This window comes from Fibrella aquatilis (assembly GCF_017353255.1).
Taxonomy (GTDB): Bacteria; Bacteroidota; Bacteroidia; order Cytophagales; family Spirosomataceae; genus Fibrella; species Fibrella aquatilis.
Genome location: NZ_JAFMYU010000033.1, coordinates 1 through 15,825 on the forward strand (window position 1 = coordinate 1; position 15,825 = coordinate 15,825).

13 protein-coding genes are annotated in these 15,825 nt (G+C 54.3%); 3 read left to right on the forward strand and 10 right to left on the reverse strand.

The features are described 5' to 3' along the window. Positions 1-39: 39 nt before the first annotated feature. Both J2I48_RS26205 and J2I48_RS26210 read left to right on the forward strand, forming a co-directional pair. Entirely contained in the window at positions 40-1,389 is a 1,350-nt protein-coding gene (locus J2I48_RS26205; protein ID WP_207338497.1) for an NAD(P)/FAD-dependent oxidoreductase, read from the forward strand. Positions 1,390-1,464: 75 nt separating this feature from the next. Further along, positions 1,465-2,094: a sterol desaturase family protein gene (locus J2I48_RS26210; protein WP_207338498.1), complete on the forward strand. Its 630-nt coding sequence runs from the start codon at positions 1,465-1,467 to the stop codon at positions 2,092-2,094. A gap of 80 nt (positions 2,095-2,174) precedes the next feature. Here J2I48_RS26210 and J2I48_RS26215 read toward each other — a convergent pair whose 3' ends face one another. From J2I48_RS26215 to J2I48_RS26255, 9 genes are all read right to left on the reverse strand, one after another. Further along, positions 2,175-3,659 carry an ArnT family glycosyltransferase gene (locus tag J2I48_RS26215; RefSeq protein WP_207338499.1) on the reverse strand — a complete coding sequence of 495 codons (1,485 nt, stop codon included), beginning with the start codon at positions 3,657-3,659 and terminating at the stop codon, positions 2,175-2,177. A 43-nt stretch (positions 3,660-3,702) separates the two neighbouring features. Continuing rightward, entirely contained in the window at positions 3,703-5,178 is a 1,476-nt protein-coding gene (locus J2I48_RS26220) for a hypothetical protein (protein WP_207338500.1), read from the reverse strand. A gap of 8 nt (positions 5,179-5,186) precedes the next feature. Continuing rightward, positions 5,187-6,608 (reverse strand): ArnT family glycosyltransferase, encoded by a 1,422-nt coding sequence (locus J2I48_RS26225; protein ID WP_207338501.1) that lies wholly within the window; start codon positions 6,606-6,608, stop codon positions 5,187-5,189. After that, positions 6,605-8,269 carry a hypothetical protein gene (locus J2I48_RS26230; protein WP_207338502.1) on the reverse strand — a complete coding sequence of 555 codons (1,665 nt, stop codon included), beginning with the start codon at positions 8,267-8,269 and terminating at the stop codon, positions 6,605-6,607. Before J2I48_RS26230 ends, J2I48_RS26225 begins: the two co-directional genes overlap by 4 nt. A gap of 30 nt (positions 8,270-8,299) precedes the next feature. Beyond that, positions 8,300-8,818: an NADH-quinone oxidoreductase subunit C gene (locus J2I48_RS26235; protein ID WP_207338503.1), complete on the reverse strand. Its 519-nt coding sequence runs from the start codon at positions 8,816-8,818 to the stop codon at positions 8,300-8,302. A gap of 68 nt (positions 8,819-8,886) precedes the next feature. Beyond that, on the reverse strand, positions 8,887-9,597 hold the full coding sequence (locus J2I48_RS26240) for a 2-phosphosulfolactate phosphatase (protein ID WP_207338504.1): 711 nt from the start codon (positions 9,595-9,597) through the stop codon (positions 8,887-8,889). 90 nt (positions 9,598-9,687) lie between these two features. After that, positions 9,688-10,794, reverse strand: a complete 1,107-nt coding sequence (gene gcvT, locus J2I48_RS26245) for a glycine cleavage system aminomethyltransferase GcvT (protein ID WP_207338505.1) — start codon at positions 10,792-10,794, stop codon at positions 9,688-9,690. A gap of 113 nt (positions 10,795-10,907) precedes the next feature. Beyond that, positions 10,908-12,443 (reverse strand): TonB family protein, encoded by a 1,536-nt coding sequence (locus J2I48_RS26250; RefSeq protein ID WP_207338506.1) that lies wholly within the window; start codon positions 12,441-12,443, stop codon positions 10,908-10,910. Between the two features lie 132 nt (positions 12,444-12,575). Then, on the reverse strand, positions 12,576-13,856 hold the full coding sequence (locus tag J2I48_RS26255) for a citrate synthase (RefSeq protein WP_207338507.1): 1,281 nt from the start codon (positions 13,854-13,856) through the stop codon (positions 12,576-12,578). Between the two features lie 282 nt (positions 13,857-14,138). Between J2I48_RS26255 and J2I48_RS26260 the strand changes: the two genes are divergently transcribed. Beyond that, a complete protein-coding gene (locus tag J2I48_RS26260; RefSeq protein ID WP_207338508.1) occupies positions 14,139-14,795 on the forward strand; it encodes a phosphoribosylanthranilate isomerase in 657 nt (218 codons plus the stop codon). 73 nt (positions 14,796-14,868) lie between these two features. On the opposite strand, the gene kdsA is transcribed toward J2I48_RS26260, so the two are convergent. Then, complete coding sequence (kdsA, locus tag J2I48_RS26265) at positions 14,869-15,678, reverse strand: 3-deoxy-8-phosphooctulonate synthase (RefSeq protein ID WP_207338509.1); 810 nt, start codon at positions 15,676-15,678, stop codon at positions 14,869-14,871. Between the last annotated feature and the right edge of the window lie 147 nt (positions 15,679-15,825).

The following is a 15,825-nucleotide window of genomic DNA, read 5'->3' on the forward strand; positions in this document are numbered from 1 at the left end:
ACCGATTGTTCATTATTCATTGTACATTAATTTAAAAATATGAACCCAAACATACCCATTACAGACCGGAAGCGCGTGGTGATTGTGGGCGCGGGCTTTGGCGGGTTGACACTGGCCCGGTCGTTGGCCCACCGGTCAGAATTTCAGGTGGTGCTGGTGAACAAATACAACTACCACGAATTTCAGCCGCTCTATTACCAGGTAGCCACCGCCGGTTTGGAAGCTAACTCGATCTTGTTTCCGTTGCGGGCGGCCCTCGGCGACAACTCCAACGTGCACATTCGCATCACGTGCATGTCGGGTATCCGCCCCGCCGACAAAACCATCGATACCGAGATTGGCCCCATCACCTACGACTTTCTGGTGCTGGCTATGGGGGCCGACACCAACTTTTTCGGGCAGCAGAACATCATCGACCGTGCCTTGCCCATGAAGTCGGTGCAGGAAGCCATTGCCTTGAGAAACAGACTATTGCAGAATTTTGAAGAGGCCCTGAGCGTAGAAACAGAAGACGAACTAACCGGCCTGATGGATGTGGTGGTGGTAGGCGGCGGACCCACGGGCGTGGAACTCTGCGGTACCTTGGCCGAGATGCGCAAAACCGTGCTCCCCCGCGACTACCCCGAACTGGACTTCAAAGGCATGGACATCCACCTGATCGAATCGGGGGGAGAACTGTTGGGGCCAATGTCGAAACAGTCGCAGGAGCACTCGCTGGCGTACTTGCAGGAGTTGGGCGTAAACGTACGGCTAAACACTCGCGTGAAGGATTTCGACGGAAAAACCGTGTTCATGAACGATGGCACCACCCTGCGTACCAACAACCTGATCTGGGCGGCGGGCGTGAAAGCCAACACCCCCACGGGCATTCCGGCCGAAGCTGTGGGGCGCGGCGGGCGGCTAATCGTGAACCGGTTCAACCAGGTGCAGGGCTTCACCGATATCTTCGCCGTGGGCGACCTGGCCACGATGGCCGAGGGCGATATATGGCCCAATGGGCATCCCCAGGTAGCCCAGCCCGCTATTCAGCAGGGCAAATTACTCTCCAAAAACCTTACCCTGCTGATACGGGGCGGGCAGATGGTGCCCTTCGTCTACAGCGATTTAGGCTCAATGGCTACCATTGGGCGCGGGCTGGCCGTAGTCGATTTGTCATTTGTTAAGTTTCAGGGCTTCTTTGCGTGGCTTACCTGGCTGTTCGTACACCTGATGGCTATCCTGGGTGTCAAAAACAGGCTCCTTATTTTCATTAACTGGATGTGGAACTACCTAACATACAACCAGTCTTTGCGGTTAATTATCAAGCCTAAGCTACCCAAAGCCCCATTGGATGTTCCGAAGGAACGATTAAACGATTCGGTGGAAGTCGCCAAATCAGGGGCGATTTAGTCAATTTGGTTGACTGGTTGGAACAGACAAAACACGAAATCGGTTAATATTGCCAACTACTAATTACTCGATTGTATGCAAGTTGAAGAATACAAAGCGGTTCATTCAAGACCCAAAAACAACGGAACCAAGCAACTTTTCGACAATCCCATTCTCGAAGCGCTTTCACGTACCCACATTATGGTGCCCATTACCATGTGGCTAACTTTGTCGGCTTTTCTGGGGTGGTACGCCTTCACGTATACCGACATGAGCGCGGGCCGTATTGGCGGCCTGTTTGCCACCGGCCTGTTCATTTTCACTATTTTTGAATACGTGCTGCACCGGTACCTCTATCACCTGGCCCCCACCACACCCGAACGGGCTAAGATTCAGTACACCTTCCACGGCGTTCACCACGAGTACCCGAAAGATAAAACCCGGCTGGCCATGCCCCCGGCGCTGGCCGTCATTGTGGCAAGCTTCTTTTTCGGCCTGTTCTTCCTGATGATGGGCGAAGCCGCCTATGCGTTCTTCCCCGGCTTCATGGTAGGCTACACGGGCTACCTGGCCGTACACTTCATCGTACACGCCTACGCCCCACCCAAAAACGCCTTCAAACAGCTCTGGATCAACCACAGCATCCACCACTACAAAAACCCCGAAAGCAACTACGGCGTCTCCTCACCCATGTGGGACTATATCTTCGGGTCGTTTCAGAAATGAGAAACAAGAGATAAGAAGCAAGAGACAAGACTAAAGCAGTCAATCTTGCCTCTTGCTTCTCACATCTTGTTTCTCATTTCTTACCTCTTGCTTCTTAGAAGGTACACCTCATTCCACTTATCCCGATACACCCGCTCGTAGTGACCTATGCGAGCGGGTGTTTCTTTTGGAATGGGGTAAGAAAAGTCGCGGCCGTAGTCGCTGATGACGGCCGCGGCGCTGTCGGCTTCGGCTAGCTGGAAAAACTGGTTGGCGGTCAGGTGGCCATCGTAGGTTTTCTGGTTGAGCAGGTGGTAGTACGACAGGCCGTGGATTCGGTAATGCGCCTGCTGGTTGTAAAAGAAATCGAGCGGGGCAATGACGCGGGCACCGGGCTGCTGAATGAAGTTGGCTAGCCTGGCATTTTTAGCCGCTACGTCGGGCTGCTCCTTATTTGTCTGGATGGTCACGAACACTTTATAGGCTCCCGCCAGCAGGTACAGGCCCAGCAATACGGGCAGGCCAACAGCATGCCACCGCCCCACACCCGGCAACGCCCTGCCCGACCAGCCGGCCACGCATTGCGCCACCCAAACGGCCATGATGGGCAGGAAAATGAGGTAATAATAGTCGGTATTACTTTTGGTAATCAGGGCAAATGATCCCAGCAACAGCAGCAGGTAGCGCCCTGTCTCGGTACGGCTTTGGCGCTTAGGAGTTAGCTTGTCGGGCTGTTTTTGGGGTCGAACAAACGTCAGCAGCGTAACGCCCAGCACCAGCACTGAGAGTGCTACCTCTTCTTCGCTATGAAAAAATAGTTCATGCAACTTACTGGTGATGAGTAGTTTATCTACCAACCCAGTAACATGATTCGTGGCGGGGTCATGGGTAAACTGCATCCAGAACGTAGACCACGCCCCAGCCACGGCCACATCGGCGAAGTAGAGAGCACTCGCTACGCCCGCCCCCGCACCGAAGGCCAGCAGTCCTTGCCAATCTGGTCGGCGAGTCAGCGTGGGCGAGGCAGGGCGCAGGCCATCCCAGACCAGCCAACCCAAGCCAGCCAGTACGTAGCTAATCCCGTTGAGGTGCGTCAGCACGGCCAGCCCCGCCAATATACCGGCAACTAGTAGACGACGGCGGGTCATCAACGAAAACGAGATGAACCCCAGCGTCATGTACATGGGTTCGGGCCGGTTTACGAAGGCATATTCGATAAGCATACCGTTGGCCACGTAGATTAGCAAGGCCCGATACGTCCAGCGCCCGCCTAGTTCCAGCCTGCGCATATGCAGCGCAATGGCCACGCCACCCAGCAGAGTCCAGAAAGCGCCCACTACCTTGCTCACAGGCAGCGAAAAACCCAGCAGCCCCTGCACTGCCGCCCCGAAATAGATGAAGCCTTTGTGGAACACAAACAGCTGATTCTCCCAGCCGTTTAGCCCCCGAAAAAAGGCAGAATGCACCTGGCCGTCGTGCACCAGCCAGTAGGCCTGTTCGGCAAACCAGGCATCGTCGAAATGTTCGCTACGGTGCCAGGCAGTGGCCAGGAGAAGTACCAGAAAAAGCAGGAATAAAGGCTTCATTAACGAGTAGTTGAGCCGAAACTTAGCGCTGCCTAACGACATGCTACCGGTCGGGCAGGTACAAACTGTTCCAGCGGTCCTGATACACGCAGTGGTAATGACCGATGTGGTTGAGCGAATCGGGCAGGGGGCGGGTATCTGAGAGGGAGGCGGTGGGGCCTTTGCCATCGTAGGTGATGACGGCTGCCATGTTGGTGCTTTCTGCTAGCGAAAACAACACGGCATTGGTCAATTTTTTACCCGTAATTGACTGATAATAAAACAAGTAGGCGTCAACAGCTTGTAGGTGGTATCGGCTCATCTGGTTGTAGAAAAAGCTCACAGGAGCCAGCACATTGGCCCCCGGATGACCAATCAGGGCGGCCATACGGGCGTTTTGTTCTGCCAAAACGGGGGTCGTGTAGTTGGTGCGGATGGTATAAACGGCCTTGGCAGCACCAGCCAGCAGGTAGAGCGTTAGCAACCCGTAGAAGCCAGCCGCTTGCCTGCTCATGACGGGTTGGCACTGGTACACAGACACTATACAACGCGCAACCACCACAGCGCAGAACGGCACAAAAATAAATGCGTAATTGGGTGTATGGGTGCGGGTCACCAACGCAAAACCAATCACCAGCCACAGCAAATAAAGAGCCGACGGACGGGCGGGATGCGTTTGGTTGGTCAGCAACCGGCGGGCGTTCAGCAGCAACGTACCTAGCACCAGCATGGTAAACGCAGTGGTGGTGCGGTTGATGAAAAATTGCCTGTAGACGTTCAAAATGATGATTAGTTTGTCCGAAACGCCGCTGATGTGTGCCAGGGCGGGTTCGTTGGTGAGCTGCATCCAGAAAGTAGCCCATTGCCCCGACAGCGCTACGTCGAGCGAATAAAGGCTACTGACCAGGCCCGCCACCAGCCCAAACCCAATGGCCCGCCACCACTGCCGACTGCTAAGCAGCCAGCCCACGCCCGCCACCACAAAACACAGACCGTTGAGGTGAGTAAATACAGCTAACCCAGCCAAAGCAGCCGCGCCCGGCCACCGGTTGGTGGTCAGCAGACAGAACGAGCCAAAGCCCAGCACCGTGTACATCGGCTCAGGGCGGTTCACAAACGCCAATTCGATTACCGCTCCGTTGGCCACGTAGAGCAACAGCAAAAGCCATAACGCCCAGCCATCCTCCACCTGCCGACCATAGACCCACAGCATCAACCCAAGCAACGCTGTCCAGATGGCACCCACACTTTTACCCGCCGGGAGCGAAAAGCCAAACAGCCACTGCACCAGCGTACCGAAATAAATAAAGCCTTTGTGGAAAATAAAGAGCTGTTTTTCCCAGCCATTTACGCCTCGAAACAGCTCCGAACGCACCCGGCCGTCGTGTGCGAGCCAGTAGGCCTGTTCGGCAAACCAGGCATCATCATAATTGGGCGTACGGTTATAGAACGTAGCTAGCAGCAGAGCCAGAAACACCCCAACCAGCACCCGGATCATTGCCGCAGATGGGCCTGACAGATAGCCCGTTTGTGTTAGCATAGGGGCGGTTAGTTGTCGGGTAGATACAAACTGTTCCAGCAGTCCTGATACACGCGGTGGTAGTGGCCGATGTGGTTGAGCGAATCGGGCAGGGGGCGGGTATCTGCAAGCGCAGTACCGAGTCCTTTGCCGTCGTAGGTAATAACGGCCGCAAAACCTTCGCGTTCGGCCATCTGGAAGAGGCTGTTGCGGCTGGGTAGTGCGCCGTAGTGCATCGGTGCAAAGAAGCCCCCCAGGTGCCGGTCGATGCAGCGGATGTTGTAGTGGCCAATCTGCTCATAAAAGAAATCGACCGGGGCCATGACTTCGCTGCCCGGCCGACCAATCAATGCGGCCATCTGCGCGTTCATTACTGCCAACGGCGGCGAGGTTACGTTTGTAACGATCAGATAACCAGTACGATACAAACCTGCCAGCAGGTAGACCCCCAGCAGCATTCGCCAGGCCCAGATAAGGCGTTTTGGTTGATTGTCGGGTTGCCAGGCCGCCACGCGCAGGGCCACGAAAGCACATAGAAATGGCACAAATTGCAGGTCGTATTGAATGGCGGTGCTGTGGTTTGTCAGGATATGAGCCGCCCCCAGCAGCGCCAGGTAGCGACCCACCGGCTGCGAGCGGGACCGCCTCCGACCAACGGAACGGGTGAGCCAGTAGGTGCCCAAGCCCAATAATCCCAGTTCGGCCATTAGGCGTGCTGGTTTTAGGGCATGAAACGTGTCTTTCAGCTTGTCGCCTAAAGTCGTGAGGTGTGCTAGTGCGGGTTCGTTTTGCCACTGCATCAGCAGCATGGCCCAGCCGTTGGCCAGCCATACGTCGAGCAGGTACAGGCTGGCCAACGTCCCCGCCAGCAAGCCGAAGCTAACGGCCTGCCGGGGCTGCCGGTACCACAGCAACCAGCCGCCCCCTGCCAGCACAAAGCACAGGCCGTTGAGGTGCGTCAGCACGGCCAGCCCCGCCAGCACCCCGGACCATAGCGGACGGCGGGTAGTAAGCAGCCAGAACGACGCGAAACCAAACGCCACGCACATGGTTTCGGGACGATATACAAACGAAAACTCAATGACCAGTCCGTTGGCCACATACAAAACCATACCCAGCCGAACGTATTGATTGTCAATATCTTGCTGTCGTAGAAAACCCAGTAGCAGTACCCCCATTAGCACCGCCCACAGCAGACTGTAAGTTTTGCCAGCCAAGAGCGAAAAGCCGAACGCCCACTGCCAGGCGGCGCTGAAGTATATAAAAAGCTTGTGGTAAATAAAGAGCTGATCTTCCCAGCCGTTCAGGCCACAAAACAGCTCAGACCGTACGCGCCCGTCGTGCACGAGCCAATACGCCTGCTCGGCTAGCCAGGCCTCATCGAAGTGATGAATGCGATGGTAGAACGTAGCCAGCAGCAGGGCTAGAAACACCCAGAAAAGGGCTTTCATTTCAGCAGCTCGCGAATTTGTGCCACCAGCTTCTCGAACTGATCGGGCAGTAGCGCCTGCTTCCGGTCCAGCTTGCCGGTGGGGGTAAAAATCCGGGCGGGGTTAGCGTCGAACAGGCCCAGCAAGCCCGTTGTCTGCGGCGTTTGACTTTCGCTGAGGCGTACGTGTTCGCCACGCAGGCGGCTGCGCACAATGGTTTCCAGCCAGAGGTCGTCATCGGCATTGTTGGTGCAAACGTAGAAGATGGTTAGGTCACGGGGGCTGAACACGTCGTTGAGGCGCTGAATGTCCTGCGCCAATTGCACCGTGGGCGGACTTTCGGGCGACCACAGCACGGTGTAAATCACGCGCCCCCGGTTGCGGTCGAGCACCCGTTGCACCAGGTCGCTGCCGTTGTCATAGGAGGCGGCCGTTATCAGCACGCCATTATCCACCGGCCCGGTGGCTCTTTTTTTGTCCAGCGCCAGGTAGGCTGCGCGGGCCTGCCGCACGCGGGCGGTGTCGCGCAGGGCCAGGGCCAGCACGTCGCCGAACGATTGGCCGAGGCGTTGGCCGGCTAGTTGCGGCCGTACGTGTTGCCCTAGCAGGGCAACAATATTGAGGGTAAGCTGTGGTATTTCGGCAATCAAGGTGAAGCCTTTCAGGTAGTTTACGCTCGTGCTGTCGAACAGGGTACGGGCCGTGGCCAGGGTGTTTTCGTAAGCAATCACCTTGGCCAGCGTATCGACGTTGTTTTCCATGAGCCGCGAAAAGTAACGCAGATCGGCCTGCCGGGCGGTGTTGGTTTGCTCGAAACCAGCCAGCCGTTCGCGGTCTGTGGCCGTCAGGTTTTTGCCATAGCGCAGCAGCAACCCGGCCATCGTGCGCACCTTGATATTCCGCGACGGATTCTGAGCAATAAGGCCTGTAGCGTAAGCCCCAAAACGCCCCAGCGCCGTGGCGCGGGCGGGGGTCATCAGGTTATCATTGCCACCCGAAAGACCCACTTGCCCCAGGTTGTTAATCCGCTGACCAGTCTCAGCAGCCCTGTCGATCACGTAGGCGGCGGCATCGTAGCGGGCGTTGGCCTGCACCCAGGTGCTCACCAGCGGAAACACGTTTCGACTGGTCGAAAAAGTCGTTAACGAATTGGTAAACAGATTATTAATACTGGCAAAAGCATCAGTGATTGAGCCGCCCAGGGCTTTCTGAATGGCTTTCTGACGAGCCGCAGCGGCCTTGCCCGTCAACTGTTCGGCCTCAAAAGCTTTATACTGCGCAAACTGCTGATTCACCTGCGCGTTGACCCCGCCAAACTGAAACGGTACCGCCGCCACATACAGCGAATCATTATCAATGTTGATCGTCACCGCCCCCGCCGTGGCCAGAAAGGCCGTGGTGGCGTTGCCCACCTGAAACGCCATTTCTTCAAGCGGGTAAATAATGGGCACCGACACCCGGAAACTGCCGTCTACTTGCAGTGGGGCCACAAACGCCTGATCGACGCCCCCGCGCAGGATGTTGGTCCGGCTCACCACCACGTTGGGCGACTGCCGATACAACCGCGCCGACAGTCGCTGCACCTGTCCCGACACAATCACCGAATCGACCGCCGTTTGGGCACAGGCTCCCCCCGCCAACGCCAGGCCAAGCAGCCCGGCCAAAAGAGTACGCATGTTCATAGAAAGGCAAATTAGACAAAAAACTGCCTCCTATTTCGTTGAAATACCATGATACCGCTCTGCCTCCTGATAATCGCGGCGGAGGGGGTGGCCGGTCCAGTCGGTGGGGAGCAGAATGCGGCGCAGGTCGGGGTGATTGGTAAAGCGGATACCCACCAGGTCGAAGGCTTCGCGCTCGTGCCAGTCTGCCGTGCGCCAGACGCTTGCCAGGCTGGGTACGTCGGGTAGCACCACAGCGCTAACTTCTTCTAAATCAAGTGCTTGCTGGGTTTGAACAGGCCGTGGTATGGTCAGTTTCAGCATCAGATCATGGCCGTAGGGAATCGACGTCAGGTTGTAAATCACCTCCATCGTACCAACCTCTACCCCATTATCAATCGCCGTCACGCAGGCCAGCAGATCGAAAAAGAGACGTTCGTCGTTGCGCAAAAACTGGCACAGCGCCACCAGTTCCCCAGCCTCCACGGTCAGGTAGGACTGGAAAGCTCCCTCCACGGCAGTCACCGTAAAGCGCTGAGCAAGAAGAGCCGTGATGTCGGGGAAAATCATTACAGTATGCAGTTCTACAGTGAGCAGTAGGCAGTGGCTGGCGCAGGAGTAGCCACTGCCTACTGCCACTAAATTTCCATTTTCACGAGGGCATTGCCGCGGAGGACGGGTACTACGTCGTAGAGGTCGTGTTGCAGGCAGTAGGCGATGTCTTTCTGGATGCCGAGGCGTTGTAGGCGGCGGATATGCGAGGCGTTGGCGAGGTAGCTGATGAGGTTGTCCTTCCCATCGACATACAGGCGGTGGGCCATCAGCACGCTGTCTTCCATCATCGAGTAGTCGTCCTTAAGGCGGTCGGCGAGGGCACCGGCAAAGAGCGTGTCTTCGAGGTTGACGCGCCCTTTCCACCCAGCACACAATACCAGCACGTCGTACGATTGCCCCCGGAGGTAGTTGGCCACGGCATCGAGGTTCAGAAACGATCCTACCAGCACCTTCACCGCCGTTCGCGACTTGGTAATGGCCAGGGTACCGTTAGTGGTGGTCATGGCAATGTCGGCACCCTCCAGCCGCTCATCCATGTAGCTAAATGGCGAATTGTCGAGGTCGAAGCCTTCTACAGTGCGGGCGTTGCGTTCAGCGGCGGCCAGGTAGCCCCGCTGTTGCAGGTCGCGGCACTCCTCAACGGTGGCCACGGGAATAATACTCCCCACGCCATAGGCAAAGGCCGTAACCATGCAGGAGGTAGCCCGGAACACGTCGGCTACCACCACAATCGTGTTGTCAACGTCGTGGAGATCAAGCAATTCGGGGGTTAAGCAAACGTCAATGTGTTTCATTAACTATGATTTTGGACGTTGGATACTGGATGTTGGACACTGGAAGCGATTAAGTGTAATCCAACATCCAGTATCCAACGTCCAAAATCCTTATTTTTTCAAGAAAGGCACCTTCACCACCTCGGCTTTCAAGAGCTTATCGCGCACGTTCACGAAAATCTCGGTGCCGGGTTTGCTCAGTTCGGTGGGGACGTAGCCCATGCCGATACCTTTGCCGAGGGTGGGCGATTGCGTGCCCGATGTTACCTCACCCACCACGGTGCCGTCGGCAGTGCAGAGTGCGTAGTGACTGCGCGGAATGCCCCGGTCTACCATACTGAAGCCAATGAGCTTGCGCGACAGACCCGCCTCTTTTTGGGCTTTCAGGGCGGCGGCGTTCACAAAATTATGCGGCTGGGTCCCGGCGGTGAATTTCGTGACCCAACCCAGCCCGGCTTCCAGCGGTGAAGTCTCGTCGGTGATGTCGTTGCCGTAGAGGCAGTAGCCCGATTCCAGCCGGAGCGTATCGCGCGCACCGAGGCCAATGGGCTTGATACCGAACGGCTTACCCGCTTCCATGATGGCGTTCCAGACAGCTTCGGCCTGATGGTTCGACACGTAAATTTCAAACCCACCCGCACCCGTGTAGCCCGTGGCCGACACGATCACGTTGGCCATACCCGCAAAATCGGTCTTCTCGAAGGTATAGTAGCTCATTCCGTCGAGCAGGGCGTTGGTCAGCGGTTGCAATGCCTTGGCGGCTAGCGGCCCCTGCACGGCAAACAGGCACATACCGTCCGATACGTTCACCATCTCTACATCGAAATCGGCGGCGTATTGGCTGATATGGTTCCAGTCTTTGTCGATGTTCGAGGCGTTGACCACGAGCATGTATTCAATCTCCGAAATCCGATACACCAGCAGGTCATCTACCACGCCGCCGTGGTCGTTGGGGAGGTAGGAATATTGCACCCGCCCGTCGTAGAGCGCGGTGGCATCGTTGGCCGAGACTTTCAGAATAAGGTCGAGCGCGCCGGGGCCTTTAAGGACAAACTCGCCCATGTGCGAGACGTCGAAGATACCCACGGCATTACGAACGGTATGGTGTTCGTCGAGATCGGAGGAGTAGCGAACGGGCATTTCGTAGCCCGCAAAAGGAACAATTTTGGCCCCCAACGCCCGGTGGACAGCCTCAAGGGGAACGTGTTTCAGCGACATGTTGACGAGTTAATAGCCCGCAAAAATAAGGCCTTTTAACGTTTGTCTGGAGTGATGAGATCACAGTTAGTAGCATCTAAGAAAAATTGGTAGCCTATTCTTTCGGCTTCGAGCTAACGCATGAAAGATTTCAGCATAAAATAATTACCGAAGAAACTGTTACCTAGAACTAATGGGTTGCGTAAACTTTGAGCTGATTGAAAAGTAAGCGGCAAAACATAGGTAACACTCTTTGGCTCACCTCGTTCGAAAGCAGGTTGCCAATGGCCATTCAATAACTTTGCACCTTGTAATGCTTCTCTGTCAATGTATAAATCTATACCTTTTACCAAAACAAAATCATCCAATGAGCCATCTACGTTAACCTTGAAAGATATAATAACTTTTCCTGAAATGTTTTGGCCTTTGCATTCAGGAGGATATTTAATATTATTACTCAGATAGGCAAACATAGCTTCTTTGCCACCAATGAATCCTGATTCTATGTCATTATCATACTTAATAGATCTATCATTTATAATCACTTCACCTCCTATTTCTTTGCCTCTATCGAAACGTTCAGTATATGAGTATGACTTGTCTTTAGTAATACCTATCCAAGTACCATGCTTAAGCCCATTGCTATAATTTCCCTCTTCAAAAAATAATGTATTCTTCCCAGACGCTAGCCTAGATGGTATTGTTGAATGATAAAACGCATGACCAAATCCTTTTTTAACCTGTTGATTCCCTGTGCTATCCCATGCTTCATTAATGCTGGCAAAGTCGCCTGCTGCTGACGATGATTCATTGGTGAGAATACCGTCATATTGAATGATTCCATTTGTATGCCATTTAATACACCTCTGGTCCTTATTCGATATAATATACTTGACTGTGCCATTTTTATAAAACTGGACTAAATTACCTTCATTGCCTTCTAAAATCCCTTTGTTTATTATTAAGCTGTCTGTATTAATAACATAAAAATTACCAAACCAATCAGTACCATCTGGTTTATAACTAATCATTATTGCCGTCTCAGCATTTGGCAAATCGTTGGATATCCGCTCTTTATGTAACGAATAGCGAGAAATTTCATTCCATTCACCTAAATAAAACTCACTGACTACTAAATCTCCGTTTGGCACGCCTCTCATTGTATCAACTGCCATTGCTGTTACATATTTAGCATTTTTTATTCTATCTGTTTTTTTTCTATTAATATCAAAGTAGTTAAATACCCAGCCACTTTTGTAGATCAACGATTCATTTTCAGTAAAATTAATTGTATGCTTGATTGCTTGCCTAACAGGCCTACCATCTTTCCATGCCGGTTTCCAAGCTGTGAACAGCCGCACCACCCGCAGGGCCTCGCGGTCACAGTCGGGACGTAAGCCCCGGATAACCTGCACGTCAGCTACCTGACCGTCAGGTTCCACCACCGCTTTCACATACACCTTACCCGTCACATTGGCTACCTGCGCCATAAACGGTTTCTGAACGTTCGCCTTCAAAAACGTCTCCAGCATGGGGTAGCCACCACGCGGCACCGCCACCGAATCGACGTTAACCGATTCATAAACAGGGACTTGTGCGTATGCATATTGGTCAATTAACGATAGGAAAAACAGGCTGATTAGAGGCAATTGACATCGAAATGAATTCATATGGAATCATGGAATAGAATCTTGCCAAATATAATCTAAAACGAAAAATATATAACAAAAATGGGCTAACACCATAGCGTCAGCCCATTTTTACTTCTCACTTCTTGTTTCTTACCTCTTGATTCTCGCTTCTCAGCGCTCCCCCATCGTTTTGAAGTCGCGGAGGGTAGAGCCGGTGTAGATCTGGCGGGGGCGGCCAATGGGTTCTTTTTGGGTCCGCATTTCCTGCCACTGCGCAATCCAGCCCGGCAACCGGCCAATGGCAAACATCACCGTAAACATATTGGTCGGGATGCCCAAAGCACGGTAGATAATGCCCGAATAGAAATCGACGTTGGGGTATAGCTTGCGCTGCACGAAATAGGGGTCGTTCAGGGCGGCTTCTTCCAAGCCTTTGGCAATCTCCAGCACGGGGTCGTTCACGCCGAGTTTGCTCAGCACGTCGTCGGCAGCTTTTTTAATGATACGGGCGCGGGGGTCGAAATTCTTGTAGACGCGGTGGCCGAAACCAAACAGGCGGAAGCCCGTAGTCTTGGCATTCTTGGCCATGTCGATGTACTTCGCCACGTCGCCGCCACCGGCTTTGATTTCTTCCAGCATCTCGATCACCTCCTGGTTGGCACCACCATGCAGCGGACCCCACAGGGCGTTGATCCCGGCAGCGATAGACGAGTAAATATTGGCCTGCGACGACCCCACTAGGCGCACCGTGCTCGTCGAGCAGTTTTGTTCGTGGTCGGCGTGGAGGATCAGCAGCACGTTCAGCGCCTGGGCCACCACAGGGTCTACTTTGTAATCTTCCACCGGCAACGCGAACATCATATTCAGGAAGTTCGGGATGTAGTCCAGCTCATTCTTGGGGTAGTTAATCGGGTGCCCCTGCGACCGTTTGTACGACCAGGTGGCAATGGTAGGCAGCTTGGCCATCAACCGCGTAATGTGCAGGTCGGTGTTTTGGTTGCCCTCATATGAATCGGGATAAAACGCGCTCATGGCATTTACCAGCGAACCCAACACGCACATGGGGTGGGCGTTGACGGGAAAACCATCGAAGATCTTCCGCATATCTTCGTTCACCAGCGTATGCCGGCGAATACCCGTGGCAAAAGCGTCGTATTGGGCCTGCGTGGGCAGTTCGCCATAGATAAGCAGGTAAGCTACTTCCAGAAACGAGGCTTTCTCGGCCAGCTCTTCAATAGAATACCCCCTGTAACGCAGAATGCCTTCTTCACCGTCGAGAAACGTAATGGCACTTTGGGTGGCACCGGTATTCTTGTACCCCCGGTCGAGGGTAACGTAACCCGACTGGTCACGGAGATTCGAAATGTCTACAGCTTTTTCGTGCTCAGAGCCTTCCAGGGTAGGAAAACTGTACGATTTGCCGTCAACGATTAGTTCAGCATTGCTTGCCATACGTGCGTGCGGAGGAGAATATTCAGCGTTAACAGGTTGTGCGCTCATGTTCCAGAGCAGCGGGCGAAATTAGTACCAAAACAAATCGAAAGCCCCGCCCCATCGCCGAAAAGTTCAAGTGCAGGGCGGTTCGTTCATACAACACGGAAAGGGGGGAGCCAGTTTTAAAGAGTGAAAGATAGAAAGAGTGAAAGAGTGCTTTTAACATCGTATAACTGACGCTCATTGGCCATCCGCTGATAAAAGCACTCTTTCACTCTTTCTATCTTTCACTCTTTACCCATGGTTCGCGTAAAAATCTGCTGCATCTCCAGCCCCGACGAAGCCCGGATGGCTATTCAGTATGGCGCATCGGCGCTAGGACTGGTTGGTCCTATGCCCAGCGGCCCCGGCGTTATTACGGACGAAGAAATTGCCGCCATTGCCAAAACGGTGCCGCCGCCCATCGCCACGTTTTTGCTCACAAGCGAAACCGATGCCGACGCCATCATTGCCCACCAGCGGCGGGTAGACACCAATACCGTTCAGATCGTAGACGCTTTACAATCAGGCGATTATGCGCAGATAAGAGCCGCACTGCCCGGCATCAGGCTGGTGCAGGTGATCCATGTTATTGACGAAAAATCGGTAGAAGAAGCGCTCCAGATTGCCCCGCACGTCGATGCGCTGTTGCTGGACAGTGGCAATCCGAATCTGGCGGTAAAAGAACTTGGCGGCACCGGTCGCGTACACAACTGGGCACTCAGCCGCCAAATCCGCGAACAGTCGCCGGTGCCGATTTTCCTGGCTGGTGGCCTCCGCCCCGACAACGTCCGGCAGGCCATCGACGCTGTTCAACCCTTCGGACTAGACCTGTGCAGCGGCGTCCGCACCAACGGGCGGCTGGATGAGGAGAAGCTGAAGGCGTTCTTTAAGGGAGTGGTGAGTGCTGAGTGGTAAGTGGTGAGTTTGCTGCCGCAAGTGTATTTCTCTTGCGGCAGCAAACTCACCACTTACCACTCAGCACTTACCACTACATAACGGCTTCCCTCACCCGCACCAGCCGCTCTAAAAGAGCCTCCAATTGGTCCAGGGGCAACATATTGGCGCCGTCCGATTTGGCTTCGGCGGGGTTCATGTGCGTCTCGATGAAGAGGCCGTCGGCACCCACAGCAATGGCGGCTTTGGCAATGGTGCCGATCAGGGCCGGTTTCCCGCCCGTCACACCCGACGACTGGTTGGGCTGTTGCAGCGAGTGCGTACAGTCCATGACCACGGGCACACCAAACGACTGCATGGCGGGGATGTTGCGGTAGTCGACTACCAGATCACCGTAGCCAAAGCTGTTGCCCCGGTCGGTGAGAAAAACGATGGCGTCGGGGTTGGTAGCCTTCACTTTTTCGGCGGCGAATCTCATACTCTCACCCGACAAAAACTGCCCTTTCTTCACGTTAACGGCCTTTCCGGTCTTAGCGGCGGCTTCGAGCAACTCGGTTTGGCGGCACAAAAACGCCGGAATCTGCAACACGTCCACGTGCGGAGCGGCCAGTGCCGCCTCGTGCGATTCGTGGATGTCGGTCACGGTCGGAATGTCGAACGTGCGGCCTACCTCTTCCAGGATCGAGAGAGCCAATTCGTCGCCGATGCCGGTGAAGGAATTGAGCTTGGTGCGGTTGGCTTTGCGGTATGACCCTTTGAAAATATAGGGAATCTGGAGGCGGTCGGTGATCGTGACAATGCGCTCGGCAATGCGCAGGGCCATATCGCGGCCTTCAATGGCGCAGGGGCCGGCCATCAAAAAGAAAAGGCCACTGTCAGTATGTTTCAGTTTGGTAAGTTGCATGAAAAATGGTTGGTGTTAGCTATTGGCAAAGGTAGTAGGTTCGGCGCTGCCCAAAATGACAATCAGAATACACTACTTTATGGATAGAGTAATTAGCTACTATAGCTATAACATGTTCTAGTATGCAGTTGTAACCTATTCATAAAC